The organism is Roseobacter sp. OBYS 0001 (assembly GCF_019654895.1).
Taxonomy (GTDB): Bacteria; Pseudomonadota; Alphaproteobacteria; order Rhodobacterales; family Rhodobacteraceae; genus Roseobacter; species Roseobacter litoralis.
On record NZ_BPES01000006.1, the window covers coordinates 173,269 to 198,799 of the forward strand.

23 protein-coding genes and 1 riboswitch are annotated in these 25,531 nt (G+C 60.3%); of the genes, 18 read left to right on the top strand and 5 right to left on the bottom strand.

All coding sequences use genetic code 11. From position 1 onward, the window contains the following. Window positions 1-150 precede the first annotated feature (150 nt). Window positions 151-1,125, top strand: coding sequence for a sulfotransferase (locus tag K5Q35_RS14055; RefSeq protein ID WP_220800001.1), 975 nt, complete (start codon window positions 151-153; stop codon window positions 1,123-1,125). A 7-nt stretch (window positions 1,126-1,132) separates the two neighbouring features. Here the strand turns inward: K5Q35_RS14055 and K5Q35_RS14060 are convergent, their stop codons facing one another. Genes K5Q35_RS14060 through K5Q35_RS14070 form a run of 3 tightly spaced genes read right to left on the bottom strand, consistent with a single transcriptional unit; the run spans window position 1,133 to window position 4,576 of the window. Next, on the bottom strand, window positions 1,133-2,440 hold the full coding sequence (locus tag K5Q35_RS14060) for a lipopolysaccharide biosynthesis protein (RefSeq protein ID WP_013960576.1): 1,308 nt from the start codon (window positions 2,438-2,440) through the stop codon (window positions 1,133-1,135). 28 nt (window positions 2,441-2,468) lie between these two features. Next, window positions 2,469-3,740, bottom strand: coding sequence for an O-antigen ligase (locus tag K5Q35_RS14065; protein ID WP_220800002.1), 1,272 nt, complete (start codon window positions 3,738-3,740; stop codon window positions 2,469-2,471). After that, window positions 3,737-4,576, bottom strand: a complete 840-nt coding sequence (locus tag K5Q35_RS14070; RefSeq protein WP_220800003.1) for a sulfotransferase — start codon at window positions 4,574-4,576, stop codon at window positions 3,737-3,739. Before K5Q35_RS14070 ends, K5Q35_RS14065 begins: the two co-directional genes overlap by 4 nt. Before the next feature lie 305 nt (window positions 4,577-4,881). On the opposite strand from K5Q35_RS14070, the gene K5Q35_RS14075 reads away from it, so the two are divergent. The 4 genes from K5Q35_RS14075 to cls all read left to right on the top strand — a co-directional run bounded on the left by K5Q35_RS14075 (window position 4,882) and on the right by cls (window position 9,915). Next, window positions 4,882-6,948: a polysaccharide biosynthesis tyrosine autokinase gene (locus tag K5Q35_RS14075; protein WP_220800004.1), complete on the top strand. Its 2,067-nt coding sequence runs from the start codon at window positions 4,882-4,884 to the stop codon at window positions 6,946-6,948. Window positions 6,949-7,077: 129 nt separating this feature from the next. Further along, window positions 7,078-7,710: a MarC family protein gene (locus K5Q35_RS14080; protein WP_220800005.1), complete on the top strand. Its 633-nt coding sequence runs from the start codon at window positions 7,078-7,080 to the stop codon at window positions 7,708-7,710. A gap of 94 nt (window positions 7,711-7,804) precedes the next feature. Then, window positions 7,805-8,488: an endonuclease/exonuclease/phosphatase family protein gene (locus K5Q35_RS14085; protein ID WP_220800006.1), complete on the top strand. Its 684-nt coding sequence runs from the start codon at window positions 7,805-7,807 to the stop codon at window positions 8,486-8,488. Continuing rightward, window positions 8,485-9,915, top strand: a complete 1,431-nt coding sequence (gene cls, locus K5Q35_RS14090) for a cardiolipin synthase (protein ID WP_220800007.1) — start codon at window positions 8,485-8,487, stop codon at window positions 9,913-9,915. The genes K5Q35_RS14085 and cls overlap by 4 nt, the downstream gene beginning before the upstream one ends. A 25-nt stretch (window positions 9,916-9,940) precedes the next feature. On the opposite strand, the gene K5Q35_RS14095 is transcribed toward cls, so the two are convergent. Then, a complete protein-coding gene (locus K5Q35_RS14095; protein WP_220800008.1) occupies window positions 9,941-11,092 on the bottom strand; it encodes an acetate/propionate family kinase in 1,152 nt (383 codons plus the stop codon). A gap of 298 nt (window positions 11,093-11,390) precedes the next feature. Further along, a riboswitch (cobalamin riboswitch) is annotated at window positions 11,391-11,587 on the top strand. An 89-nt stretch (window positions 11,588-11,676) separates the two neighbouring features. Here K5Q35_RS14095 and K5Q35_RS14100 point away from each other — a divergent pair. From K5Q35_RS14100 to cobJ, 7 genes are read left to right on the top strand one after another with little or no spacing between them, the layout of a single operon-like run. Next, window positions 11,677-12,054: a DUF1636 domain-containing protein gene (locus K5Q35_RS14100; protein WP_013960584.1), complete on the top strand. Its 378-nt coding sequence runs from the start codon at window positions 11,677-11,679 to the stop codon at window positions 12,052-12,054. Continuing rightward, window positions 12,047-13,102, top strand: a complete 1,056-nt coding sequence (gene cobW, locus K5Q35_RS14105) for a cobalamin biosynthesis protein CobW (RefSeq protein ID WP_013960585.1) — start codon at window positions 12,047-12,049, stop codon at window positions 13,100-13,102. Before K5Q35_RS14100 ends, cobW begins: the two co-directional genes overlap by 8 nt. A 6-nt stretch (window positions 13,103-13,108) precedes the next feature. Next, complete coding sequence (gene cobN / locus K5Q35_RS14110) at window positions 13,109-16,375, top strand: cobaltochelatase subunit CobN (RefSeq protein WP_220800009.1); 3,267 nt, start codon at window positions 13,109-13,111, stop codon at window positions 16,373-16,375. Beyond that, window positions 16,372-17,526 (top strand): precorrin-3B synthase, encoded by a 1,155-nt coding sequence (locus K5Q35_RS14115; RefSeq protein WP_220800010.1) that lies wholly within the window; start codon window positions 16,372-16,374, stop codon window positions 17,524-17,526. Before cobN ends, K5Q35_RS14115 begins: the two co-directional genes overlap by 4 nt. A gap of 2 nt (window positions 17,527-17,528) precedes the next feature. Continuing rightward, window positions 17,529-18,158, top strand: coding sequence for a precorrin-8X methylmutase (locus K5Q35_RS14120; RefSeq protein WP_013960588.1), 630 nt, complete (start codon window positions 17,529-17,531; stop codon window positions 18,156-18,158). Then, a complete protein-coding gene (locus K5Q35_RS14125) occupies window positions 18,155-18,880 on the top strand; it encodes a precorrin-2 C(20)-methyltransferase (RefSeq protein ID WP_220800011.1) in 726 nt (241 codons plus the stop codon). The genes K5Q35_RS14120 and K5Q35_RS14125 overlap by 4 nt, the downstream gene beginning before the upstream one ends. Then, the gene (cobJ, locus tag K5Q35_RS14130; protein WP_220800012.1) at window positions 18,877-19,626 is read left to right on the top strand and encodes a precorrin-3B C(17)-methyltransferase; all 750 of its coding nucleotides are present in this window, start codon (window positions 18,877-18,879) and stop codon (window positions 19,624-19,626) included. Before K5Q35_RS14125 ends, cobJ begins: the two co-directional genes overlap by 4 nt. Here the strand turns inward: cobJ and K5Q35_RS14135 are convergent. Next, entirely contained in the window at window positions 19,602-20,357 is a 756-nt protein-coding gene (locus K5Q35_RS14135; RefSeq protein WP_220800013.1) for a cobalt-precorrin-6A reductase, read from the bottom strand. The genes cobJ and K5Q35_RS14135 overlap by 25 nt on opposite strands. On the opposite strand from K5Q35_RS14135, the gene cbiE reads away from it, so the two are divergent. From cbiE to cobF, 6 genes are read left to right on the top strand one after another with little or no spacing between them, the layout of a single operon-like run. After that, window positions 20,356-21,555, top strand: a complete 1,200-nt coding sequence (gene cbiE, locus K5Q35_RS14140) for a precorrin-6y C5,15-methyltransferase (decarboxylating) subunit CbiE (protein WP_220800014.1) — start codon at window positions 20,356-20,358, stop codon at window positions 21,553-21,555. The genes K5Q35_RS14135 and cbiE overlap by 2 nt on opposite strands. Further along, on the top strand, window positions 21,552-21,920 hold the full coding sequence (locus K5Q35_RS14145; RefSeq protein WP_220800015.1) for a cobalamin biosynthesis protein: 369 nt from the start codon (window positions 21,552-21,554) through the stop codon (window positions 21,918-21,920). The genes cbiE and K5Q35_RS14145 overlap by 4 nt, the downstream gene beginning before the upstream one ends. Next, window positions 21,917-22,711: a precorrin-4 C(11)-methyltransferase gene (cobM, locus tag K5Q35_RS14150; RefSeq protein WP_220800016.1), complete on the top strand. Its 795-nt coding sequence runs from the start codon at window positions 21,917-21,919 to the stop codon at window positions 22,709-22,711. Before K5Q35_RS14145 ends, cobM begins: the two co-directional genes overlap by 4 nt. Beyond that, window positions 22,704-24,020, top strand: coding sequence for a cobyrinate a,c-diamide synthase (locus K5Q35_RS14155; protein ID WP_220800017.1), 1,317 nt, complete (start codon window positions 22,704-22,706; stop codon window positions 24,018-24,020). The genes cobM and K5Q35_RS14155 overlap by 8 nt, the downstream gene beginning before the upstream one ends. After that, window positions 24,017-24,736 carry a uroporphyrinogen-III C-methyltransferase gene (cobA, locus tag K5Q35_RS14160; RefSeq protein ID WP_220800018.1) on the top strand — a complete coding sequence of 240 codons (720 nt, stop codon included), beginning with the start codon at window positions 24,017-24,019 and terminating at the stop codon, window positions 24,734-24,736. The genes K5Q35_RS14155 and cobA overlap by 4 nt, the downstream gene beginning before the upstream one ends. An 8-nt stretch (window positions 24,737-24,744) precedes the next feature. After that, window positions 24,745-25,488, top strand: a complete 744-nt coding sequence (gene cobF / locus K5Q35_RS14165; protein WP_220800019.1) for a precorrin-6A synthase (deacetylating) — start codon at window positions 24,745-24,747, stop codon at window positions 25,486-25,488. The last annotated feature ends 43 nt before the right edge of the window (window positions 25,489-25,531 follow it).

Here is a 25,531-nt window from a genome sequence, read left to right on the forward strand (position 1 = left end):
GATTTTGCCTCGAGGGCTTGACCCAATGGGCTCCCTCCACCACTGCTAGGTGCAAGAATTTTCTGGTTGCTCTTTTTATGACCATTACTTTTTGCCAATTTCCGCTTGCGCGGCATGTCGCAAATGCAGCGGCTGGAATACGGGCTGCCGATGTCTAGCGCTTCACCGATTGGGTTCACACAACAGCCGCGCCCCCTGGCGGTTTATATATTGGGGTGGGGCCGCAGTGGCAGCTCCGTCATGGCGAATATTCTCGGGTCCATGCCCGCATCCGCATCCATGGGCGAGGTGCGCTATCTTTGGGACCGTGGTGTCATCGATAATGGCATCTGTGGCTGCGAACGCGCGTTTTCAGAATGTGCCTTCTGGGCGAGACTTCCGTTTGGCACAGAAACGCTGAACGCCATCGGCCCGGACCGGGCGCGGGCCTTGGTGCGCTCTGTCGGCAGTGGGGCGCGACGCCGTCAGTTTCCCGGGCTGCACAATGACCGGTCTCGTCAGACGTATTATGAGCGCAGTGCAACCGACCTTGACCTTTTGATGGCGCTTTATTCTGCGGCTTTTGAAAAAAGCCAAAGTCGGGTACTGATTGATGCGTCCAAAAGCCCGTTTTACGCGCTAAACCTGCTTTACCCGAAACGTTCCTTTGATGTCGCCTTCCTGCATTTGGTTCGCGACCCGCGTGCTGTTTTGCATTCGTGGAAAAAAACGAAACAGCGCCAGGACGCGCCGGAGGGGCAGTTGTTTCCGCGATATTCTTCCACACGCTCACTCTTGCAATGGGCGGTGGTGAATGCCGAATGCGAGCGGTTTGCGCAATTGGCACCCGACATGTATTTCCGGATACGCTTCGAGGATTTTACCGAAAACTGGCAAGAGTCGCTGTTGTCCGGTGCAGCACCGTTGTTTGAGGCGGTGTCGGACAAAACCGGGGTTGGGAATGGTCGTGCAGCACTTGTGCATGCCCAGCATTCCATCAGCGGCAACCCGTCGCGGTTTGTTGTGGGGGAGATCACGCTTGATCCCAACACTTCGTGGCGCGATGACATCTCGCAGACCGACCAAAGATTGGCACAGCTGATTTGTGGGCCAGCGGCGCGCCGCTACGGCTATGCGATGGACTAGGCGCTTTTTAACCCGTCTGCCTGCCGCCGGGCAACAAAGATAGGATGGATGTATCAACGCCGAGCTTGGTGCGACACCATGCAACGGTTTGAAGGGTGAACAGCACACGCACAACCAGTGCGGCCAGCGCGGCACCAACAATCCCGAACGCAGGCACCAGTATAGGAATAAGCATCAGGCCCACCGCCTCGGATATCAGGGTCATGCGCACCACGGGACGTTCCCCATTGCTCATCAACATCAGGGGTCGGGTCGGCCCACCCAGCCCGATCAAGAGGTAGCTGCCCGCCAGAATACTCAACGCGAGCGCCGCAGCGGCAAAGCTTGGATCAAAGAGGGACAATAGATCAGGCGCGAAAAAGATCAGAATGGCGGCCCCGATGGCCAGTGGCCCCGCGATCAGCATCGCAAGTTTTCGGCCCACGTCGCACAGACCGCTGATATCGTTTTGGCTGTGAAGCCGGGCGAAAACAGGTGTCGCCGCAATGTTGATCGCGATGATGGGCAATTGCAAAAGCTGCGATGTTTTCTGGGCCGCGAAATAGGCCCCGATCTGATCGGGGGGCAAAAACAGCGCGGCGGCGGACAGATTGAGGCTCGCGCCCATTGTGCCGAGCGATGCGACCCACATCCACGCCGACACGCCCCACGGCATGGTGGCGGTGACCTGAGCACCCGGTTGGGCCGCAAACTGGTCGCGATAGCGGATCAGCATCGCGATAAGCTGCACGACGACGAGGGCCATCAACACCAGCGAAATGCCAATCATCGCTGTAAACGCATCCCGGAACACAAACGGCAGACTGGCCGCACCCAGACAGGCCAAAAGGACGATTGCGCGCCACAACACGTCGCGCGGCGCCAGCGCCCAGAGAATACTGCCAAAGCCGCGGTATTGATGCGACACCAGTTCGGCCAGCGCAAAAGGGATGACCAGCGCGCAGGCTCCGATCAGGTAGACGGGATTAACGTCAAAACCCAACACCGGGGCAGCCATGCCTGCCCCCAGGATCGCGCCGATCACGAGTACGGCGCCAACCAGCGTGATCTGAAAACTGCGTCGAAGGGCAAAGCGCCGGTCCGCTGCGCGTTCAGGACCGTCGCCAAGTGCAGACAGCGTTTTGATGCTGAGCGTGTGTTGTCCAAAGAGTGCCGTGATCGCGCCAATCGTTCCAAGCGCGAACATTGAGGCAAACAACCCATATTCTTCCGCGCCCAAAACGCGGGCAAGCAGCATGAACATCAGGAATGTCAGTCCGGCGCTTGCGACTTTCAGACCGGCGGACAAAACGCTGCCGAGCATGAGTTTTTTCATCTTTTTAGGGCCCCGGTCTTGATCGTGGTCATTCAGCAGGCTGCCAGTTTCGGCGACGCGCAACGCCTTTACGCCTGCTCAGCTTGTTTGAGGCCACCAGTAGTGTGTCTGTTGTATAAGTCCCGAAGGCCAGCCCGCAGACCAGATACATGTGCCGCCAGTGGATAGCGCCCACAACCTGCATCAGCACCACAAGCCCCAGCAGAACCGAAAAGACCAGTGCATATTTTGTCCAGCCGGGCTGCTGATTGACGACTTTGATGATGCACCGGGCCATTGCCGAGCCATAAATCAGGATCAGGCCCAGACAGGCCAAGAGGCCATTGTGCATGGCAAAGGCAACAAAAGTGTTATGCGGCAGATACCCATAAACATAACGCGCCTGAAACGGCCCGATGCCCAGCGGATGCTCCCAGATTTGTCGGGCCGCATCTGCGACATAGCCAAAGCGCGATGTGTCATAGCTTTGCAGGGACAGGCGCTGCGCGAAAAAGGAATCCGCGAGGCGTGTTGTGATCTGATCAAGAAACAGCAAACCGATGCAGCAGGCGATAATGGCAAACCAGACGATGGCCGTGAACATCGCGCGCGCAGTGGGGCGGTAGATCAGCAGAGCAAGGCTGAAGACCGACAGCGAGATAAACGCATGAACCCATGCACCCCGCGAGAAAGTCGCGATCAGCGAAATGGTCACCAGACCCATCGCCCCGAGCGCCAACAGGCGAAAACGGGCTGATTCCACCACGACCCAAGCCAAAAACAAGAAGCCCGGCACCAAGAAGGGCCCAAACACGTTCGGATCTTTGAAGGTCGCTTTGACCCGGTTCCTTGCGCCTTCACCGCGAAACAGAATTTCGCTGTTGGGAATGAGGTCTAACAACGCCACAAGCGTCACGAATGACGCAAGAATACCGCCGATCGCCATCGCGCCCAGAATGGTTGCAAAAGCCTGATCGCCTCTTGTTTTCACGAAATAGGCGGTCATGACGAAAAGCCCAATCATGTAGAATTCAATTGCGACGGCCCGCACGGCAAACACAAAAACGAATTCCACAAAGATGAGCGATAGAACGGAAAACGCGAGGTATAAATACACGCCAAGCAACGCGGACCCGCTCAGAAAATTTGTGGTGACAGGTCGCGAAAAGCAAAAGATTGCCACCGCAATCATGAACACCAAATCCGTTGGTGCAGGTTCGACAACGACGAAAAAGCTCAGAAGAACAGCAAAGATATAAACGCGCCAACTCAGTGCGCCCAAAGCGTCAGATACGCTGTTCGTCCGCGCGCGCGTTGTCACGGACGCCCTCGCCATGTGGACAGATCGCGCGACAACAGTGTCTCGAGCCGGTCGATTTCAGCGGCATGCCTCTCGGTCAGAAAAGCAAGCGCATCAGGGGTATCGCGCAGCTTTGGAACCCGGTCTTTGCTAAAGAGGACCTTGTCGACCAGCGCGCTGTCCTTGAGTTTGCCAAGCACTTTGCTCAGGCCAGCCGCACGTAATGCGACGGCACCTTGCTTCAGCATACCGTTCACATAGGGGTTACGCGCCGCGCGGGCCACATTCTTGGCCCCCTCGTCATCCGCGTCAATCAACCGGCGGGACACGCCCATGAAATCATGCAACGAATCTGCCGCCGCCTGAGGGTTCGATTTGATGTCGTCAAACCACAGGATATGCGTGTTTTCTTTGCCAAACAGCCGCCAGGATCGTTCAATCGCGTCGGAATACGCACTGCAGGTCGACAAAAGGCGGTGCGCGGTATCGGCCTCCTGCTCAAGCGAACCGCGGGCCTGTCCTGTGCGCAACAGATGCTGATACGCAGACCAGTCGCGCTCTGCCGGGTTGCGCAACGAAAAGAAAACCCGCGCATCTGGAATGTGTTTTGCAAGCCGCTCTGCTGCTTCGGGAACAAAAAGGTAGTCCGTGGTCAGATCACATCGTGCCGTCTGCTCGGGCGTTGCCTGATCATAAAGCTGTTCGTACCAGTCGATCCCGCGATCATAGAAATCCGTAAAAAACTGCACGTATTTCCCGTCTGGAACAAAAACCTCGGGGTGCGCGGCCAAGAGACTGTAAATCCAGGAAGAGCCTGCTTTTGGTGGGCCGCCGTAAAAATAATTGGGTAGCGTCATCGCACAATGCCTATCCGTCAGTCTTTGCGTGGTGTCCCACAGGGCTTACATCTTAACGCCTGCACGGCGCAAGCAATGGCAAGCAGATTCGCGCCCAATAGGTTAATAATGCCGATAACCTGAGCGTCTTTCTCTCTTCTCACGTGCATTTGACGCCCAATTGGACGGAAAAGCCATTTGCTCTTTCATGCCCTAACAAACAGCCTTATTAACGCGGCAGATAATTTTTGGCTTCATACGGGGCCAGCGGACGCCGGTATGAAATTGTCGGCATGGCAATACAAAGTGATGATTGAGTAATCCAGATGCATTATACGCCCAGAAACACCTTCCCTGAACAGCCCGACCAAGATGATTCTCCGGTTGGGATCGTGGCGTTGTGGCGACTTTTGTGGTGTAACAAGCTGCGTATTTTGCTACCGGCTTTCATCCTGACGTTGCTGACTGCGATTTTGGTGTTGCGATCGCCCGATACCTATACCGCCGAGGCGCAGATGCTTCTGGCGCGCGGGAATCTGGAGATCGTCGAATTTGACAGTGCCGGCGACATCGAGGTGACGCAGGGGGCGATCGTAAACGCATTGACCATTCTGGGGTCGCGCAGCCTAGCGCTTCAGGTGATCGAGCGGTTGGATTTGACCAATGACCCCGAGGTGAACCCGAATATCGCGATCCTCGAAGACGATCCTGAGGCAGAGATTTACCCCGACAGCATCGTGCGTCAGTTCGCTTTGGACTGGCTGGCCTCGATCACGCAAGTCAGCATTTTGCCGGGAACAAATGTGATCGTGCTGCGTGCAACGACGACCGTACCGGAAAAATCTGCAGCCATCGCAAATGCCTATCTCGATGCCTATCTCGATTACCAACTGGAACGTGGGCAAAGCGAAACGGAACGCGCTGCCGGTGCCCTCAGAACGCGGGTCAACGAACTGCGCTTGCGTCTGGAGGCTGATCAGGCGCTTTTGCAGGATTATAGTGCGGGTGCCACCAGTTCCGCGATGGAATCCGCCAACGATCTGGCGGGCGAAACCGTGAACGTCCGGTCAAGGCTGGAGAGCACACAGGCGTCGCTGGATGAACTGGACACCGCACTTGCAGTGCTGAACGCCACATCTGCGAGCGATTTCCAAGCGGTGCGGGATGCGCTTGATCAAAACGAAACACTCTTGCGCATGGAGCGGACCAATTTGGGTCGGGCCATTGGTGCGGACACCCTTGCGCAGGACGTTGAGACGCTGCTCGGCGCGTTGCAGACAGAGCGCTCAAGGTTCGAACAGTTGAACACGGCGCTGCGCAATGGACTTGATGCCATTGAGGAACGGATTGCCGAAGCCAACGCCTTCATGGTCGGTCTGCGGCAGTTGGAGGTAGAGGTTGAAACCACGTCGCAGGTCTATGAAAGCTCACTGGCCCGTCTCAAGGAGTTGTCGATCCAAACCGGATTGCGGGACGCCGGTGCGCAGGTTCTCGCCACGGCCGAAGCGCCCTTGCGTACGGATGCCCAGGGGCGTCGTCGCATGGTGGCCATCGCGGCTGTTCTGGGTCTCTTTATCGGCATCGCGCATGTGTTGGTGCGCGAAGCCGCCAACGACCGCGTGCGCCGCGTCTCCGAGCTGGCGGAAATCACGGGCAGCGATTGTGTCGTTCAGCTGCCCTCGGCGCACGGTGGCAAAGGGGGTAAAAACCTACCTGGAACGCTGGATTTGTCCTCTAAAGAGGCGTCGCCCTTCCTTGATGGTATACGCGCCTTGCGCCACCGGCTTGTGTCAAGCGCGGACGCAACCGGGCCGCTTGTTGCCGGTGTTTTCTCGTCGCTGCCGAGTGAAGGTAAATCGTTGGTCACGCAAGCGCTGGCGCATAGCTTTTCAAAGATTGACCGCAGCGTGATCGTTGTTGACGGGGACATGCGCTCGGGCACTTTGTCCAAAAGTCTTGGAATTACCCCCGATCAACCCGGCCTGCATGAGGTCATCGCCGGAGAGGTCGATCCTTCGGATGCGATTATAACGCAATCCTCCGGATTTGACTTGCTGCCAAGCGGTCAGTCACAGGTCAATCCGGCCGACCTTCTGGAGGTGGAGCGGTTCTCGCAATTGATCGAAGCGCTGCGCCAGAGGTATGAAATCATCATCTTTGACACCCCGCCCGTTCTCAGCGTGCCGGATGCTTCCAGAATTGCGGCGCATTTGAATGCACATGTTTTGGTGACGGCCTATGATCGCAGCCCCCGCGCCGCTGTGCGCGAGACTGTTGCAGCGCTTGAATCCGCAAAAGTAGAACGCCATGTCGTTGCCTTTTGCGACGCGCCCGAAGCATTCGGCAAAAACTATGGTGCCTCAAAAGGTGCTTTTGCCAGATACTGGACATAACGGACTGCGCCTCGACGGTGTTTTGCAAAACATGTGCAAGGTGTGCGTTTTGCATGTGAGCGGGGCACGGTCACTGTTGTTTCCAGACGAGAGACCTGCTGCGCGGGGACCGAAAGCCAAGGGTGATTTATGGACTATCCCGAACTGATCAAAGTTTTCGGTGCGCTGTTTGCCATCATGAACCCCTTTGTGAACCTGCCGATATTTCTTGCGCTTACGGCGGGCTTTACCGTCGCACAGCAGCGCACACTTGCTGTGAAAGTCACGGTTTTTTCAGCCGTTATGTGCACTGTCATCCTGATTGCGGGCCAACAGATCATCGGATTTTTTGGCATTACCATTGATGAGTTTCGCATCGCCGGGGGCATCGTGCTGTCACATATCGCCTGGTCGATGTTGAACGGCAACAGCGTGACATCCCATCAGGGCACGGAACAAGAACAAGACCATATGCAAGACTTAACCGGGCTTGCGTTTTACCCGATCACATTTCCGGTGATTGTCGGGCCGGGCACCATCGCCACACTGATCATTTATGCCGGACACACGACGGGCCTTAATACCATGCTCGCCCTTGGTGGGATCGTCGGCGTTATCCTGACCTTATTGTTCGTTGTGCTCTTTTTTGCATCCTTTTTCGGTAAGGTTCTCAGCGAAACGATGCGTGTGATTATGACACGGCTCATGGGAATGATCTTGCTGGCCATTGCGGTCGAAATGATTGTTGCGGGGGTCAAGGCCGTGCTTCCCGGGTTAGCCTGATGCTGCGGACGGTATCTGCGGGCTCATACGGGCAACGTTTTTTAGTGACTGGCGGCGAAGGAACCGAGTTTACAGTGAAACCGAAGTCCAAACTGTGAAAATTGCAAGCTACAACATTCGAAAGGCTGTTGGTCTCGACTGGCGGCGTGACCCGGAGCGGGTCGCGGAAGTTCTGCTTGAGATCGACGCAGATGTTGTTGTTTTACAAGAGGCTGACCGCAGAACCGGCACGCGGGCAGGGGTGCTGCCGATCGAACGGTTGGAAAGTGAACTGGGTTATCTGTTGCCTGACTTTTCCATCCGCGCGCTCAGCCACGGGTGGCACGGCAACGCGATACTGTTGCGATCCCGCTATGACAGCCACGCCGCGCGCCGCATTGATCTGCCGTCGATTGATCCGCGCGGGGCTGTCTCTGTGCAGATCGCTGACCCGTGCGTTGAGATTATCGGCGTGCACCTTGGCCTGACACCGGGGACGCGGCGCAAACAGGTTGATGTGCTCAGGCAGGTTTTGCAGGGTCAAACCCATCCTGTGATACTTGCCGGGGATTTCAACGAATGGAACCTCAAGCGGCTTGATTTTGGCTCAGATGCGCAGATCGTCTCACCGGGTCTGAGCTTTCACGCGGCCCGACCCAGAGCGGCGCTTGATCTGTTTGTGCTTGGCCCCGGTCTGCGCGTTGTGTCTTCGAATGTGCACAAGTCTACACTTGCGGTACGCGCGTCAGATCACCTACCAATTGTGATCACCGTGGATTTCACAAAGGCCGAGCCATGACCTTGCTTTTGCTGGCGCACTTTATGGTCGTTACTGCTTTCACGGTGCGCATTCTGTTGCGCGATGACCTGTCGCCGCCTGCGCGGCTGGCGTGGTTTATCATTCTCGCCGTTGTCCCTTATGTTGGCAGCGGGCTTTACTTTCTGTTTGGTGAGGTTGACCTCGGCCATCACGCGGAAAAGCGGCACAAACAGGTTTTTGATGAAATACGACCACAGGCGGGTGTGATCTTTGGCGACGCGGGGGGCTGCGAGGCCCTGATCGACCCCTATTACCAATCCGCATTCCGCTACGCGAGTTCCATCAACGGGTTCTTTCCCATGGCAGGTAATCAGGCGGAACTGATGGCGGATGAACGCGCCACCAATGCCGCCATGATCGCCGATATTGATCGCGCCCAAAGCCACGTACATGTGCTGTATTACATCTGGCTGACGGACGGCACCGGCACTGAGGTGGCGCAAGCCTTAATGCGCGCGGCCTCACGCGGGGTGACATGTCGTGCCATGGCCGACGGGCTGGGATCGCGCGCGCTGATCAGATCGCCGCTGTGGACGCAGATGAAAGAGGCAGGCGTTCAGGTCGCCGTGACACTGCCGCTCAACCGCCCCATCCTCACGCTGCTGACCAGCCGGATAGATTTGCGCAACCACCGCAAGATCACCGTCATTGACGGCGACATCACCTATTGTGGCAGCCGCAACTGTGCCGATCCGGAGTTTCTGCCAAAGGCCCGGTTTGGGCCATGGGTGGACATCATGCTGCGCTTTCAGGGGCCCGTGGTTGCGCAGAACCAATTGCTGTTCATCAGCGATTGGATGCAGGCCACCGGCGAAGCATTCGATCCCGGTGCCTTGAAGGTCGAGTGTCGTTCCCCCGGCTTCCCGGCCCATGCAATCGGGGATGGCCCGACAGAACGCAACGGCGCAACACCGCAGTTGTTTTCCAGCCTTTTCAACTGCGCGCAGAGCACGATAACGCTGACCACACCTTATTTCGTGCCGGATGCGACGGTTTTGGATGCGCTCTGTGCGGCGGCCCATCGCGGCGTGCGTGTAACGCTGATCTTTCCGCAAAAGAATGACAGCTGGATTGTCGCCGCCGCCAGCCGCAGCTATTATCGCAGGCTGCTGTCATCCGGGTGTCATATCCACGAGTTCAAAGCGGGGCTGCTCCATGCCAAGACGCTGACAATAGACGATAAAGTGACGCTGATCGGCTCCTCCAATCTGGATTTGCGCAGTTTCGATCTGAACTATGAAAACAACGTGCTTTTGCAGGACGCCCGCATCACGCAAGCGGTCTGTGACAGGCAGGCCGGGTATATCGCGCAATCCGATCCTGTGCTGCTTGAAGCGGTGCGCGGATGGCCCCGACACGAACGCATCTGGCACAATGTCATCGCCACCATCGGCCCCGTGTTGTGATTGATCCGGCCCAAGGCGTCATGCCCTATGATATTGCCGCATGAACCGCGCGCGCGATGATGCGTTCCTCATCCGTCGGGATGACCATCACGCGTGTTGATCCCGTGCCGATATCGCGCGCATTGCGCTGGTTTTGCTTCGGGTCAACCGTAATGTTCAGGTACTCCAGCCCCTCAACGATGCGGCTGCGGATAGGGGCTGCGTTTTCACCGATGCCCCCGCAGAAGATCAGCGCATCAATCCCCCCCAGCACCGCCGTCAGCGCCCCGATTTCGCGCCGGGCGCGGAATACGTAGTAGTCGATTGCTTCGCGCGCCTGCGGATCATCCGAGGCCAGAAGTTCGCGCATATCGCTGGTGATCCCCGACAGGCCCAACAGCCCGCTTTTGGAATAGAGCATTTCCATCACTTCAAGGGGGGCCATGCCCTTTTGCGTGAGCAGATACAGCACCACACCGGGGTCGATCTGGCCGCAGCGGGTGCCCATGGGCAAACCATCCAATGCCGAAAATCCCATGGTGGACCCGACGCTTTTTCCGTTGGTAATCGCACACATAGACGCCCCGTTGCCCAGATGCGCAATCACCAGCCGCCCTTTGTGCAGGTCGGGGTAGGTGGTTTTGATGACCCCAGTGATGTATTCATAGCTGACCCCGTGAAACCCGTAGCGCCGCACACCTTCGTCATAAAAGGCGCGCGGCAGGGCAAAGGTGTCATTGACCCACGGATGGCCCCGGTGAAACGCCGTGTCAAAACACCCGATCTGAACAGAATCCGGAAAGGCCGCGCGCGCCGCTTCAACCCCGGCCAGGTTATGGGGCTGATGGAGCGGTGCGAGCGGGTTGAACCGGGCAAGCGCCGCCATTACATCGCCGGTCAGCAGCGTGGGTTTCGTAAAATCCGTGCCGCCATGCACAATCCTGTGGCCCACCCCGTGGATGGGCAACCCGGTTATATGCGGTGCCAGCGCCTTGATAACATGATCCAGCGCGGCAGCGGGCGTGGGGGCCGATACCTTCTGTTTGGTTTTTTCCCCGCTGGTGTTCAGGATCAATCGTGCGTTGTCGCCAATTTCATCGACTTGACCGTAGAGCAGCATCTGGGGTTCCGGCGCATCCCGGTAAAGCCCGAATTTCAGCGATGACGAGCCGGTGTTTAATGTGAGGATACCGCTCATGTGGCGGCGACCCGGCGGAACAAAGCGACGATTGCGCGATACGAAACGCGCATGTGCATCCGATCCGCGCGGCTTGTCAGTGTGTTTGGCACATGGCCTCCGAATGTGGGGCCGGCGGTCTGAACACCGGCGTGTTTTCTGATGGTTATAGTTGCAGCCTCGTTATCCGCTGTCACGCGGGTATCTGGCGGCACCCTGTGGCGTGGTGAAACACGCGTACTCTACCGCCAGTTGGCCAATCAGAAAGCGATAATCGCCGGACAAGGCGGTGCGCCATTGACTTCCCACGCCATCGCTGGAAAATGCAGGGCACGATGGTTGTTCCGGTTCAGGCCGGGACATAAAAGGGAACGCGGTGAAATGCCGTGGCTGCCCCCGCAACTGTAAGCGAAGAGTGCCTCTGTCGCACGCCACTGACCGAAAGACGGGTTGGGAAGGCAAAAGAGGCGCGGTGACCCGCGAGCCAGGAGACCTGCCATCACAAACGCAACATAAGACCGGGCGGGGTGCTCCGGAAAGGAATGATATGATGACGGCACATGCTGTTTTAACGGACAATGATGTAACCTGCACTGGCCGCCCCCATGGGTGAGCGCACAGAGATACTGGTGTGCATCAAATGCAAACGCGGCACCGACGTCACCGACGACGGCGAACGTCCGGGCCAGCGCTTGTTTGATGAATTGCAATCGCGCGGTCTGCCCGAGGGGCTGGAACTGCGGGCGGTGGAATGTTTGCAAAACTGCGATTCCGGGTGTTCCGTCGCGCTGCGGGGGGGCGGGGCCAAATGGACCTATCTGTACGGAAACCTGCATGAGGCGTCGCATCTGGACACGCTGATAGAGGGGGCCGCCCTTTATCATGAGACCAGTGATGGTCTGATCCCGTGGCGCACCCGCCCGGAACATTTCAAACGTAACTGTATCGCGCGCATACCGCCGCTGGAGGACAACAATGGCTGATCTTGCAAAACTTCCCGTCACGGTGATCACCGGGTTTCTCGGCTCCGGGAAAACCACGCTGATTTCGCACCTCATTCAGAACCCCGGCGGCAAACGTCTGGCGGTTGTGGTGAATGAATTTGGCGATGTGGGCGTGGATGGTGAAATCCTCAAAGGCTGTGCGATCCCGGATTGCCCGGCAGAAAACATCATGGAACTTGCGAACGGCTGCATCTGCTGCACAGTCGCGGATGATTTCATCCCGACCATCGAAGCGCTCATGGCGTTGGAGCCGCGTCCGGAGCACATCGTGATTGAAACCTCTGGCCTTGCCCTGCCGAAACCGCTGCTCAAGGCGTTTGACTGGCCGGATATCCGTTCGAAAATCACGGTGGATGGCGTCATTGCGCTGGCCGATGCCGAGGCTGTGGCCGCGGGCCGCTTTGCGTCGAATGTGGCGGCGGTGGACGCGCAGCGCCTTGCGGATGAAAGCCTTGATCATGACACGCCCTTGTCCGAGGTCTTTGAAGACCAGATTTCCTGCGCGGATATTATCCTGCTGACCAAGCCCGATCTGGCCGGTGCCGAAGGCGTGGCCAAAGCCAAAGAGGAAATCGCCGCGCGCAGCCCGCGCCCGATCCCGGTGATTGAGGTTGCTGAAGGGCTGATTGATCCGCGCGTCATTCTGGGGCTGGAGGCCGCCGCCGAAGACGATATGGACGCGCGCCCCTCGCATCATGATGGGCATGATGATCACGAACATGACGATTTTGAATCCATCGTGGTGGAGATTCCCGAAGTGTCCGATCCGGCCGAACTGGTTGCCCGCATCGAGGTCCTGGCCAAGGAGCAGAATATCCTGCGCGTCAAAGGCTATGCCTCCGTTGTCGGTAAACCTATGCGGCTCTTGGTGCAGGCGGTGGGCGCGCGCGTGCGCCATCAGTTTGACCGCCCTTGGGCGGAGAATGAACCGCGCCGGGGCCGGTTGGTCGTGATCGCTGAACATGATGACGTGAGCTATGAGGCGGTGCAATCCGTGTTGGTCCCTGTCCCTGCGGCTGCCGAGTAACCTGCCATGCATGTCGTCTTTCGCGAAAGCCATGGTCTGGAAGAGACGGAAACGCCAACCGATCTGGGGCAGACGCCCGCCGATCTGGTTGTGCTCAGCCTGTCTGATTCAGACCTCGGTGCTTTGGCGGAGGCGTGGCGCAAGGGGGGCGGGCCCGAGGGCCGGCTGCCCGGCTTGCGACTGGCCAATATCACGGCGCTGAAACACCCGCTGTCGGTCGATACCTATGTCGAACAAACGCTGTGCAGCGCAAAGGGTATTCTTATTCGGCTGATTGGCGGTGTGCCCTACTGGCCCTATGGCCTGCAGCAGATCGAGGCTCTGGCGCGGGCCAAGGGCATTGCGCTGGCCGTGCTGCCTGCGGACGGGCGCACGGATACGCGCCTTGATGCGGTCTCGACCTTGCCGGTGTCCACATTGCGTCAGTTGCAAAAGCTTTGTGATACCGGTGGTGTGGTTGCATGGCAGGCGGCACTGGCGCAGATGGCGCTGGCCTCGGGGCTTTATGCAGGGCCTGTGCGCGGGGCCAAGACGTTGCCCTCGGTCGGGGGCTGGACACCGGAACATGGTGTGACCTGTCCGGTTCTGGCCAAGGAGGCCACGGACCCGCTGGTGCTGGTCGTCTTTTACCGCTCGTTTCTGGTGGCCGCCGATCTGGCACCGATTGAACAGGTCTTTGCCGCGCTGCGCGCCAATGGGTTTGCCGTGATGGGGCTGTTTGCACCGTCACTCAAGGCTTCGGGTGCCGCGGAATGGTTAACCCGTCAGGTGGCCCATCTCAGCCCCGTTGCAATCGTCAATGCGACGTCATTTTCCGGACAGGGCACGCGCGGCGCCTCGCCGCTGGACGCAGGTGACGTGCCGGTTTTCCAGATGGCGCTGGCCACCTCGCGGCAGGCGGCATGGGCCGAAGCAGAACGCGGGTTGTCCCCTGCTGATCTGGCCATGCATGTGGTGCTGCCAGAAGTTGATGGACGGCTGTTCGCCGGTGTCGCCTCTTTCAAGGAGCCGCAAAAGAGGGACGCGGATTTGCAATATTCGCGCTTTGTGCACCGCCCCCACGCTGAGCGGATCATGGCAATCGCGGATCGGGTGGCGGCTTGGGTCCATTTGGCGTCCAAACCCGCCAGTGAACGCCGCATAGCATTGGTGATGTCCACCTACCCGGGGCGCGAGTGGAACCTCGCGCATGCTGTGGGGATGGACGCGCTTGGCTCTGCCTCCGCGATCCTTGAGGATTTGGCAGGTGCGGGCTACGCGACCGACGGACACGTTACCGCGCAGGATTTTGAGAGCGCCGACCAACTGCTCGATGCGCGTGACTATCAGGCGCTGCTGGCCAATCTGCCACAGAGCCTGCGCGACGATCTCACGGTAGCATGGGACGATCCGCCTGAAGGTGTCGCGATTGCGATGCCGGCCGTGCGGCGTGGCAATGTCTGGATCGCGCTACAACCAGAGCGTGGCACACCGCAGAAACGCGATGAAGAATACCACGACCTGTCGCGTGTCCCGCGCCATGAATATGTGGCGTTCTATCTGTGGCTGCGCACGCAGGTGGATGCCATCGTTCACATCGGGGCGCATGGCACGCTGGAATGGTTGCCGGGCAAGTCGGTCGCCCTGTCCAACGCATGCTGGCCGGATGCGCTGACCGGGGCGACGCCGGTGATTTACCCCTTTATCGTGAATGATCCCGGCGAGGCGGCACAAGCCAAGCGCCGCATCGGGGCTGTGACGCTGGGGCATATTCCGCCGCCCCTGCGCCCCACTGCGACGCCGCTGCGGCTGGTACGGCTTGAAGCTTTGCTGGATGAATTTTCCAATGCGGACGGGCTTGATCCGCGCCGCCGCGATCTGTTGCAGGAGAATATCCGTGATGAGGCGCAGGCGCTGGGTGTGGAACATGAATTGGGGTTGGACGGCGTGTCCTGCGCGGCGGAGGCCATCACGCGCATCGACCGCTTTGTCTGTGACATCAAGGACAGCCAGTTCGGGGATGGTTTGCATATCTGGGGCCGCGCGCCGCAGGTGGATACCACTTTTGATGCGAGCCTTTCCGCGCGATGCGAGAGTGCAGCCCTCTTGGCGGCGCTGGATGGCAAACGCATCGCGGGCGGCCCGTCCGGATCGCCCTACCGGGGGCGGCTTGATGTGCTGCCCACCGGGCGCAACCTTTATACCATAGACCAACGCTCCGTTCCGACGCGGGCGGCTTACGAACAGGGGCGCAGGCTGGCGGATGAGTTCGTGCGCCGACATCTGCAGGACGAAGGCGACTGGCCGCGCAGTCTGATCGTGGATCTCTGGGGGTCGGCCACCATGCGCACGGCGGGCGAGGAGTTCGCGATGGCGCTTTGCCTGCTGGGTGTGCGCCCGGTCTGGGATGAAGGGTCCGAGCGTGTGTCAGGTATCGAGGTGCTGCCGATCACTAAATTGGACCGCCCGCGCGTGGATGTGACCTTACGCGTGTCGGGGCTGTTTCGCGACGTGTTCCCAACACTTACAGCGCTGTTTTCGCAAGCGGTGCGCGCCTTGGCCGCCCGCGATGAAGCGCCCGACTGGAACCCCTACGCAGGGGCTGACACCACGCGCGTTTTCGGCCCGGCACCGGGCAGTTTCGGCGTCGCCATGGGGGCCCATATCGGTGATTATTCCGAGGCAGCCAAACTGGCGGCAGGGGAAGCCTGGCTGGCCGCCTCAAGCTGGGCGCTCGACGGGGATAAAGTGCAGCAAGACGCCGCTGGTATCAAGGCGCGGGTCAGCAAGGCGACTGCGTTCCTGCACTTTCAGGACTTGCCGGAAACCGATGTGCTGCTGGCCGAAGACTACGCCACCCATGAGGCAGGGTTCGCCGCCGCCAAATCAGTCACCGGTGGGAGCGCAGCACTTTACCATATGGATGCGACCGATTTCGAAAACCCGCGCACCCGCACCCTGACCGAAGAGATCGCCCGCGTGGTTCATGCGCGCGCCACGCAACCGGATTGGATTGCGGGCATGCAGCGGCATGGCTTTCGCGGGGCGGCGGAAATCGCTACGACACTGGAAAACATGGCTGCCTTTGCCCAGCTTGCCGATGTGGTGCCGGGGCATCTGTTCGATCTCTATTTTGATGCCACTTTGGGCGATGCGGATGTCACGGCCTTTCTTGCAGATGCGAACCCTGCGGCGTTGGCCGCCATGCGGGACCGGTTTGCAGCGCTGCACGCGGCGGGTCTGTGGAAATCGCGGCGTAATTCGATCCTTGCGTCGCTGGAGGCGGCGGAATGAACCGCGCTGCGTCTGCCAAGGCCCCCCGCGTCAAGGGATGGTGCCCGGGCGCGCATCGCCCGATGGCCTCGGGCGACGGGCTGGTTGTGCGCGTGCGTCCTCAGATGAGCCGTCTGGATCGCACCCAAGCCTGCAGGCTGGCCGAACTCGCGATCGGCTATGGCAATGGCGTGATTGATCTGACCTCGCGGGGCAACCTCCAGATCAGGGGCGTGGATGAGGACCGGCACGGTGCACTACTGGAAGCGCTTATGGATGCGGGCCTTTTGGATGCCACAGCAGAGGATGAGGCGCGCAGGAACATCCTTACGACGCCTTTCTGGGGGCAGGATGGCCTCACCGAAAACCTGTATCCAAGGATCGTGGCAGGCTTGCGGGCTTTGCCGGACTTGCCCGCCAAAATGGGGATTGTCTTTGATACAGGTGCGCAGCCGCTTTTGTCTTTGGCCTCGGGTGATTTCAGGTTCGAACGTGGCGCACAAACAGCTTTGATTCTGCGCGCGGATGGTGCCGTGACGGGTATGGAAATCAGCCCGGACACGGCACTGTCCGCGCTTGCTGATCTTGCGCAGTGGTTTGTCGACAGCGGCGGTGATCAGACAGGCCGCATGCGCCGCCACTTGGAAAGAAACGCGCTGCCGGACGGTTTTCAGGGCCATGCGCCGCGTCGCACTGGCACGACACCGCAACCGGGTCCTTGCCCTGAGGGATACCTTTTGGGTGCGGGTTTCGGGGCGGTGGATGCACGCGGGTTGATCGGTTTGTTCGCGGATGACGCAGTCGCAGGGCTGCGCTGCACGCCGTGGCGGCTGTTCCTGCTCGAAGGGGCCTCAAAGGTCGTCACCGACAGTTTCGTTACGAAACCCGGTGCGCATATCCTGAATGTCCATGCCTGCCCCGGTGCGCCGCTTTGTGAACAGGGCGAAACCGAAACCCGTGCCTTGGCTGAGGCACTTGCCACCCGCATGCCCAAGGGACAAAGCCTGCATGTGTCGGGCTGCGCGAAGGGCTGCGCGCATGCCGGGCCTGCGGATGTCACTCTGGTCGGTGCGGACGGTAAATTCGATCTTGTCAGGCATGGCGCTGCATGGGATGAGCCGTTTGCGCGCGGATTGTCCATAGATGACGTTTTCAAGGAACTGACACAGTAGCCATGCCTTACCAATATGAAAAAGATGGGGCGGCCATCTATCTGGAAAGCTTCGCAACCATTCGTGCCGAAGCGGCGTTGGAGCGTTTTGCACCCGACGAAGAGCAAGTCGTCGTGCGCATGATCCACGCTGCAGGTTTGGTGGGCTTGGAAGAGCATGTGAAAGTTGCCCCCGGCATGGTCGCAGCGGCGCGGGATGCGTTGATGCGGGGTGCGCCGATTTTTTGCGATGCCTATATGGTGAGCGAAGGGGTGACACGCAAACGCCTGCCCGCCGATAACGATGTGATCTGCACCCTGCGGGATGCCCGGGTGCCGGACATGGCCGCAAGACTTGGCACAACGCGTTCGGCTGCAGCGCTTGAGCTTTGGCGGGACCGTCTGGAGGGCGCGGTTGTGGCGATCGGCAATGCGCCAACCGCGCTGTTTCACCTGCTGGAGATGCTCGAAGATCCGGACTGCCCACGGCCTGCGGCGATCATCGGCTGCCCCGTCGGGTTTGTCGGCGCAAGAGAGAGCAAAGACGCGTTATGGGCGGCGAACCCGGTGCCATCGATCATTGTCGAGGGTCGTCTGGGCGGCAGCGCCATCACCGTCGCCGCCATCAATGCCATCGCGAGCCGCGCGGAATGACCGGCGTTTTATATGGCGTCGGTTTGGGTCCCGGTGATCGGGAGCTGATGAGCGTCAAATCAGATCGTCTCGTGCGCGAGACCCGCAACATTGCCTACTTCCGTAAGAAAGGCCGGGCCGGTCGCGCGCGCACCATTGTAGATGGGATGTTGCGCGATGATGTGGTGCCCTTTGCGATGGAATACCCCGTCACGACCGAGATCCCGCTGTCTGATCCGCGCTACAATGCGGCACTTTCGGCCTTTTACACCGACTGCACCGCGCATCTGCAAACGCTTGTGCAAGCGGGCGAAGACGTTGTGGTGCTGTGCGAGGGGGACCCGTTCTTTTATGGCTCTTTCATGCATGTTTACACGCGTTTGAAAGACAGTCTGCCGATCGAAGTCATTCCGGCCATCACTGGCATGTCTGCCGCCTGGACAGCGAGTGGCGCGCCGATCACATGGGGCGATGACATCCTGTCGACCGTCATGGGGACGCTGGACGAAGAGACGTTAACCAATGCGATGACACAGGCCGATGCATTGGTCGTTATGAAAATCGGGCGCAACCTGCCCAAGGTGCGCCGGGCACTGGCGGCGGCGGGCAAGGCGGAGCGCGCGATCCTTGTGAAATACGCCAGCATGGAGGGGCAGGAAATCTGCCCTCTGGCCGAGTTCGACGCGGAAACGCTGCCCTATTTTTCAATCATCATCGTGCATGGACAGGGCCGCAGGCCGTGAGCGGCTGGGTCATCATCGCGGGTCTTGGACCGGGTCGGGAGAGCTGCATTACCCCTGAAGTGATGGCGGCAATCGCGCAGGCCACAGATATCGTCGGCTACATTCCCTATGTGCGCCGCATTGCGCCGCGCGCCGGTTTGACCTTGCACGAAAGCGACAACCGGGTGGAACTGGATCGCGCGCGCCACGCTTTGCAGATGGCTGCCGATGGCCGCCGTGTGGTGGTGGTCAGCTCTGGTGATCCAGGTGTCTTTGCGATGGCCTCGGCTGTTTTCGAAGCCCTTGAAGCGGGCGATGCGACGTGGCGCGCGTTGGATGTGCGGGTTTTGCCTGGCATCACCGCCATGCTCGCCGCATCGGCGGCGGCGGGTGCGCCGCTTGGTCATGACTTTTGCGCGATCAACCTGAGCGATAACCTGAAACCATGGGATCTGATCGAAAAGCGGCTGCGACTGGCGGTGGAGGCTGATTTTGCAATGGGTTTTTACAATCCACGCTCCAAAGCGCGCCCCGATGGTTTTGCCCGTGTCCTCGATGTTCTGCGCGAGGGGTGCGCACCTGAGCGGTTGCTGATTTTTGCCCGCGCGGTTTCCACGCCCGAGCAGAAGATCGATGTGGTGCGGCTTGCCGAGGCGACGCCTGAAATGGCGGATATGCGCACCGTGGTGTTGGTCGGTTCATCCCAGACGCGGCTGATTGAACGGGCGGGCGATCCCATCGTTTATACCCCGCGGTCGGTCTCCTGATGGCTGAGCCAGGCCAGCACGTCAGCGGGGGTCGCGACCTCGTGCCGCTCCGGCACAGACGGGCGGTCGATCATGATGACCGGCAGCCCAAGCGCGCGCGCGGCGGCGATCTTGGCATAGGCGCCGCTGCCGCCGGCATTTTTCGACACGACGATGTCGACCCTGTGCTCCTGCATCAAAGCCCGGTCGTCGGGTTCGGTAAATGGGCCACGCGCGACAATCACCTGTGCGTCGGGCAGGGGCAGCGCCGCCTTGGGCGGATCCACCAGCCGCAACAGATAAAAATGCTGCGGGTTGGGCGCGAAATCGGCCAGATGCATGCGCCCCACCGCCAGCATCACCCGCAGCGGCGCGCGCTCAAGCGCCGCAACGGCCCCCGCGATATCCGCAACATGCTGCCATTTGTCCTGCGGTTCGGGGTCCCATTTGGGACGGGTCAGGGCGATCATCGGCACCTCGGCCTGCGCAGAGGCCGCGACCGCATTGCGGCTCATCTGCGCGGCGAACGGATGGGTTGCATCGACCAGATGGGTGATCTTTTCCGCCCGCATGTAACGCGCAAGACCTTCTGCGCCACCAAAACCGCCGACACGCTGCGGCAAGGGTTGGCGGATCGGTCGTTCCACGCGCCCCGCAAAAGACACGGTGCCTTTGACCCCAGCTTTAGCCAGCGCATTGGCCAGCGCCGTGGCCTCGGTCGTGCCGCCGAGTATCAGCAGGTTTGGCGTCATGACTAAAGCCCCTTGGATCACCATCATCGGTCTGGGCGAAGATGGACCGGATGGCCTGCCCCCTGCAAGCCATAAGGCCCTTGCCGCTGCCGAGGTGATCATGGCGCCGCGGCGGCATTTGTCATTGCTCGCCGAGACCACTGCCAGGCTGATCGAATGGCCTGTGCCGTTTTCTGACGGGATAGGGCTTTTGGCATCCCTGCGGGGGCAAAAGGTCGTGGTTCTGGCGTCGGGTGATCCGTTCTGGTTCGGCGCAGGCTCCGTGATTGCGCGTGAATTTGAGGCGGGCGAGTGGCGATGCCTGCCCGCGCCATCCACTTTTTCGCGGGCGGCGAGCCATATGGGCTGGGCGATTGATCAGACGATCTGTCTTGGCTTGCATGCGGCTCCATTGACGCGGCTTCGTCCCTTTCTTGCACCACATCTTCAGCTTGTGGTCTTGTTGCGCGATGGGGATGCCGTGCACGCGCTTGCGCAATACCTGCAAGGCGAAGGGTTTGGCGAAAGCGAGCTGACCGTGATGGAGGCGCTTGGCGGGCCGCGTGAAAAATGCACGTCACTGCGTGCCGACGACGTGCAGCCCCGCGCATTTCAGCATCCGGTCTGCGTGGCGCTCAAGCCCAAGGGCGCCGGGGCAGTGCTGCCCGTCGCTGCTGGTCTGCCGGATGCAATCTTCGAAACCGACGGCGTGATGACCAAACGCCCGGTGCGGGCCGTAACCCTGTCGTCCCTCGCACCGAAACCGGGGGAGTTGCTGTGGGACATCGGTGGCGGGTCTGGGTCCATCGGCATCGAATGGCTGCTGGCGCACCGGGCGTGCCGCGCCATTTCGGTTGAGCCGCGCGCAGATCGCGTGCGGCTGATTGAACACAACGCAGCGGCGCTTGGGGTGGATCGTTTGCGGGTTGTCCACGGAGAGGCGCCCGATGTGCTGACCGGGTTGCCAAGCCCTGATGCGGTGTTCATCGGGGGCGGAATAAGTGCGGAAATGATGGATGCGCTGGTGGGACTATTGCCCGCCGGAACGCGCATTGTCGCCAACGCCGTCACGCTCGAGGCTGAACGCCTGCTGGCGGAAACGCATGCGCGCAAGGGGGGTGAGTTGTTGCGTATTGATGTGTCGACCGCGCAACCGTTGGGTGCCAAAACCGCGTGGAAGCCATCCTATCCCCTCGTGCAGTGGAGCGGCGTGCTATGATCGTGGCAGGTTTTGGGTTCCAATCCGCAGCAACAGCGGCCAGCCTCAGGGATGCGCTGTCTGAAACAGGGTCACAAACCACCGTTGATGCAATCGCAACCATAGACGACAAAACGTGTGCCAAGGGGTTTCGGACCCTCGCCGCTGACATGTCTTTGCCCATCATCGCTGTGTCCGCACCGGCCTTGCGCAAACAGGTGACGCAAACGCAATCGGCGGTGTCACAGGCGGCGCGGGGCACCGGATCGGTAGCCGAGGCCGCAGCCCTTGCCGCAGCCGGGCCGGGCGCGAAACTGCTTGCACCGCGCGTCAAATCATCCGATGGCAAGGCAACTTGTGCACTGGCGATAGGAGAGGGCGCATGACGGTTCATTTCATCGGTGCAGGCCCGGGTGCCGCGGATTTGCTGACGCTGCGCGGGCGGGATCTGATCGCCGCCTGCCCGGTGTGCCTATATGCGGGGTCGCTCGTGCCTGAGGCTGTGTTGGACCATTGCCCGCCGGGGACGCGGATCATTAACACGGCACCCTTGGACCTTGATGCGATCATCGCTGAGATTGCTGATGCCCATGCCGCCGGGCAGGATGTGGCGCGGTTGCATTCGGGGGATTTGTCGCTTTGGTCTGCCATGGGCGAACAATTGCGACGTCTCAAGGCGCTGGATATCCCCTTTAGCGTGACGCCGGGCGTGCCGTCTTTTGCCGCCGCCGCCGCAAGTCTGGGGCAGGAGTTGACGCTGCCGGGGCTGTCCCAATCACTGGTTCTGACCCGAACGCAGGGCCGGGCGTCGTCCATGCCAGAACGTGAGACGCTGGCGAATTTTGGTGCGACAGGGGCCACGCTGGCGCTGCATCTGTCGATCGGGAACCTTGCCAAAGTGGTTGAGGAACTGACCCCGCATTATGGTGCGGCGTGCCCGGTCGCTGTGGTTTTTCGCGCGAGTTGGCCCGATGAACGTGTGTTGCGCGCCACGCTCGCCACGGTGCAGGCCCAGCTTGATCCGGACATTTCACGCACCGCCTTGATTTTGGTCGGCCCGGCCATCGGCGGTGAGGATTTCGCGGAAAGCCGGTTATACGCCGCTGATTATGACAGACGTTACAGACCACAATCGGCACAAAGCCCGTGGTCGGGATGGAGACATGGCGATGACTGACGTACCCCCCGGCCTGCTGATTTCCGCGCCCTCCTCGGGGACGGGGAAAACAACCGTGATGCTGGGCCTGTTGCGCGCCTTGCGTGATGACGGATTGACGGTGCAGCCCTATAAATCCGGGCCTGATTACATTGATCCGGCGTTTCACCGTGCAGCCAGCGGGCGGCCCTCGTTCAACCTTGATACCTGGGCGATGGACCCCGCGCTGCTGAATGGGATCGCGGCTGAGATGATGGACGCGGATATCTGTATCGCGGAGGGGTCCATGGGGCTGTATGATGGGGTCGCCACAAAAGGCCAGACCGGCTTTGGCTCCAGCGCGGAGACGGCGATGCGGATGGGCTGGCCGGTGATTTTGGTCGTCGATGTGGGCGGTCAGGCGCAATCGGCGGCGGCCACGGCACTGGGGTTCAAAGCCTATGCGCCGGATTTGCCCTTTGCGGGCGTGATCCTGAACCGCGTGGCCAGCCCGCGTCACGAACGGCTTGCGCGCCTTGGCATGGACAAGGCTGGCATCCCGGTTTTGGGCGTTTTGCCCCGCCGGGGAGATCTGAGCCTGCCGGAACGTCACCTTGGCCTTATTCAGGCGGTTGAACATCCCGATCTGGAAACCGCGATTGCGGGATATGCCGAATTCCTGCGTGCGCATGTCGATCTGTCGGCGATCCGTGCGGCGGCGGCGGGTGCTGTGCAGAAATCAGGCGGCGGGCTGCCGCGCCCGCCCGCACAGCGCATTGCGCTTGCGCAAGATGCCGCCTTTTCGTTCACCTACCCGCATCTGCTGAAGGGCTGGCGCGCTGCGGGGGCCGAGATCCTACCGTTTTCGCCGCTGGCCGATGAGGCACCTGATACGAGCGCTGATCTGGTATGGTTGCCCGGCGGGTATCCGGAATTGCACGCAGGGCAATTGGCTGCGGCGTCGCAATTTCTCGCTGGTTTGCGCGCCCATGCAGAGACGCGCCCGGTACATGGGGAATGCGGTGGATACATGGCGCTTGGCACCGCATTGATCGACAAGGAGGGCAACACCCATGCGATGGCCGGGTTGCTTGGCCTTGTGACCTCTTATGAGAAAAGGAAATTCCACCTTGGCTATCGTCGTGCCGTTCTGGGGGCGGCGATGCCCGGTTTTGCCACCGGTCAGGCGCTGCGCGGGCATGAGTTTCATTATTCGACCATTCTGGAGCAACCGGATGCGGCGCTGGCGGATGTGTTCGATGCCGATGGCAACCCGGTGCCTGAAACCGGGTCGTTGCGCGGCAATGTGACGGGGACATTTTTTCACCTCATTACGCCAGAGGCAGCATGAGCGGTTTTGTCTCTTTCGTCGGCTCCGGGCCGGGCGATCCGGAGTTGCTGACCCTCAAGGCGGTGGACCGGCTCAAGCGCGCGGATGCCGTTCTGTTTGATGATTTATCCTCTGGCCCGATTTTGACCCATGCCAGGCAGGGCGCCGATCTGGTGGGTGTGGGTAAACGGGCGGGCCGCCCGTCACCCCGTCAACAGCACGTCAGCCGTTTGCTGGTCGAATACGCCGAGGCAGGCGGGCGTATCGTGCGGCTGAAATCGGGCGACAGCGGTCTGTTTGGCCGCCTCGAAGAAGAACTCGTGGCGCTGCGCGCCGCCGGCATTGAATACGAGATCATTCCCGGCGTGCCATCCGCCATTGCCGCTGCTGCTGCCTGCGGCATCCCGCTGACACGCCGGTTCACCGCGCGTCGTGTCCAGTTTGTGACAGGGCATGACGCATCGGGGGATTTGCCGGATGATCTGGACCTCACAGCACTTGCCGATAAAACCGCCTGCACGGTCGTCTTTATGGGCAAACGGACCTTTCCAAGACTGGCGCAGGCCCTGATGGCGCGGGGTCTGCCCCCCGAAACGCCTGCGATCCTCGCCGAGGCGGTAGGCACGCAGGAGCAGACAATCACCCGAACCACCGTTGCGGCACTGGTTGCCGCATTGACGTCAGAGGTCGGATCAAAACCGGCGCTGATTTTCTATGGACCTCTGGCAGAAGGGTAGCGCGCGCTATGATCTCTGATCTGTGGCTTATCGGGATTGGCACCGGCGCGATGTCGCATATCACGCTGGAAGGCCGGCAGGCGATCCGCGACGCAGCCGTGATCCTCTTGCCGCGCAAAGGGGCGGGCAAGGATGACCTCGCCACGGTGCGTCTGAAAATCATCGAAGCAGCAGGCGCGCAGGCAAAGGTCGTGCCGTTCGAGATGCCGGTGCGCGATGAAACACTGCCCTATCAGGAACGTGTGGCGCTGTGGCATGATCAGATCGCGCTGGCGTGGCAGGGCGCTTTGGCAGAAACAGAAATCACAGGTCCGGTTGCCCTGTTGGTCTGGGGCGATCCCGGATTATACGACAGCACCCTGCGCATTGCCGAGCGCCTGTCGCCGCGCCCGACGATCCGGGTTGTGCCGGGGGTCACGGCTTTGCAGGCTTTGACGGCCGCACACGCCATCCCCTTCAACACCATCGATGGATCGGTCTGCGTCACCACGGGCCAGCAACTGCGCACCCATGGCCTGCCGGGCAATGCAGAGACTGCCGTTGTGATGCTGGATGGTAAATGCAGTTTCATGGCGCTGGATGATCCGGACCTCATGATCTGGTGGGGGGCTTTTCTGGGCATGCCCGAACAGATAACCATCAAGGGGCGTCTGCGCGCTGTCGGCACGCAGATCGTGGAAAAACGCGCCAAGGCCCGCGCGGATCATGGCTGGATCATGGATACGTATTTGCTGCGCAAAGGCGACGGATGAGGCTGTGAAATGCCTTTTGCGGACAGGTTGATTTGATAGGATG

Excerpts from the sequence above, each read along its gene's own strand:
- K5Q35_RS14055 (WP_220800001.1), top strand. The coding sequence starts at position 151 with ATGTCTAGCGCTTCACCGATTGGGTTCACACAACAGCCGCGCCCCCTG.
- K5Q35_RS14060 (WP_013960576.1), bottom strand. The coding sequence starts at position 2,440 with ATGAAAAAACTCATGCTCGGCAGCGTTTTGTCCGCCGGTCTGAAAGTC.
- K5Q35_RS14070 (WP_220800003.1), bottom strand. The coding sequence starts at position 4,576 with ATGACGCTACCCAATTATTTTTACGGCGGCCCACCAAAAGCAGGCTCT.
- K5Q35_RS14075 (WP_220800004.1), top strand. The coding sequence starts at position 4,882 with ATGCATTATACGCCCAGAAACACCTTCCCTGAACAGCCCGACCAAGAT.
- K5Q35_RS14080 (WP_220800005.1), top strand. The coding sequence starts at position 7,078 with ATGGACTATCCCGAACTGATCAAAGTTTTCGGTGCGCTGTTTGCCATC.
- cls (WP_220800007.1), top strand. The coding sequence starts at position 8,485 with ATGACCTTGCTTTTGCTGGCGCACTTTATGGTCGTTACTGCTTTCACG.
- K5Q35_RS14095 (WP_220800008.1), bottom strand. The coding sequence starts at position 11,092 with ATGAGCGGTATCCTCACATTAAACACCGGCTCGTCATCGCTGAAATTC.
- K5Q35_RS14100 (WP_013960584.1), top strand. The coding sequence starts at position 11,677 with ATGGGTGAGCGCACAGAGATACTGGTGTGCATCAAATGCAAACGCGGC.
- cobW (WP_013960585.1), top strand. The coding sequence starts at position 12,047 with ATGGCTGATCTTGCAAAACTTCCCGTCACGGTGATCACCGGGTTTCTC.
- cobN (WP_220800009.1), top strand. The coding sequence starts at position 13,109 with ATGCATGTCGTCTTTCGCGAAAGCCATGGTCTGGAAGAGACGGAAACG.
- K5Q35_RS14115 (WP_220800010.1), top strand. The coding sequence starts at position 16,372 with ATGAACCGCGCTGCGTCTGCCAAGGCCCCCCGCGTCAAGGGATGGTGC.
- K5Q35_RS14120 (WP_013960588.1), top strand. The coding sequence starts at position 17,529 with ATGCCTTACCAATATGAAAAAGATGGGGCGGCCATCTATCTGGAAAGC.
- K5Q35_RS14125 (WP_220800011.1), top strand. The coding sequence starts at position 18,155 with ATGACCGGCGTTTTATATGGCGTCGGTTTGGGTCCCGGTGATCGGGAG.
- cbiE (WP_220800014.1), top strand. The coding sequence starts at position 20,356 with ATGACTAAAGCCCCTTGGATCACCATCATCGGTCTGGGCGAAGATGGA.
- K5Q35_RS14135 (WP_220800013.1), bottom strand. The coding sequence starts at position 20,357 with ATGACGCCAAACCTGCTGATACTCGGCGGCACGACCGAGGCCACGGCG.
- K5Q35_RS14145 (WP_220800015.1), top strand. The coding sequence starts at position 21,552 with ATGATCGTGGCAGGTTTTGGGTTCCAATCCGCAGCAACAGCGGCCAGC.
- cobM (WP_220800016.1), top strand. The coding sequence starts at position 21,917 with ATGACGGTTCATTTCATCGGTGCAGGCCCGGGTGCCGCGGATTTGCTG.
- K5Q35_RS14155 (WP_220800017.1), top strand. The coding sequence starts at position 22,704 with ATGACTGACGTACCCCCCGGCCTGCTGATTTCCGCGCCCTCCTCGGGG.
- cobA (WP_220800018.1), top strand. The coding sequence starts at position 24,017 with ATGAGCGGTTTTGTCTCTTTCGTCGGCTCCGGGCCGGGCGATCCGGAG.
- cobF (WP_220800019.1), top strand. The coding sequence starts at position 24,745 with ATGATCTCTGATCTGTGGCTTATCGGGATTGGCACCGGCGCGATGTCG.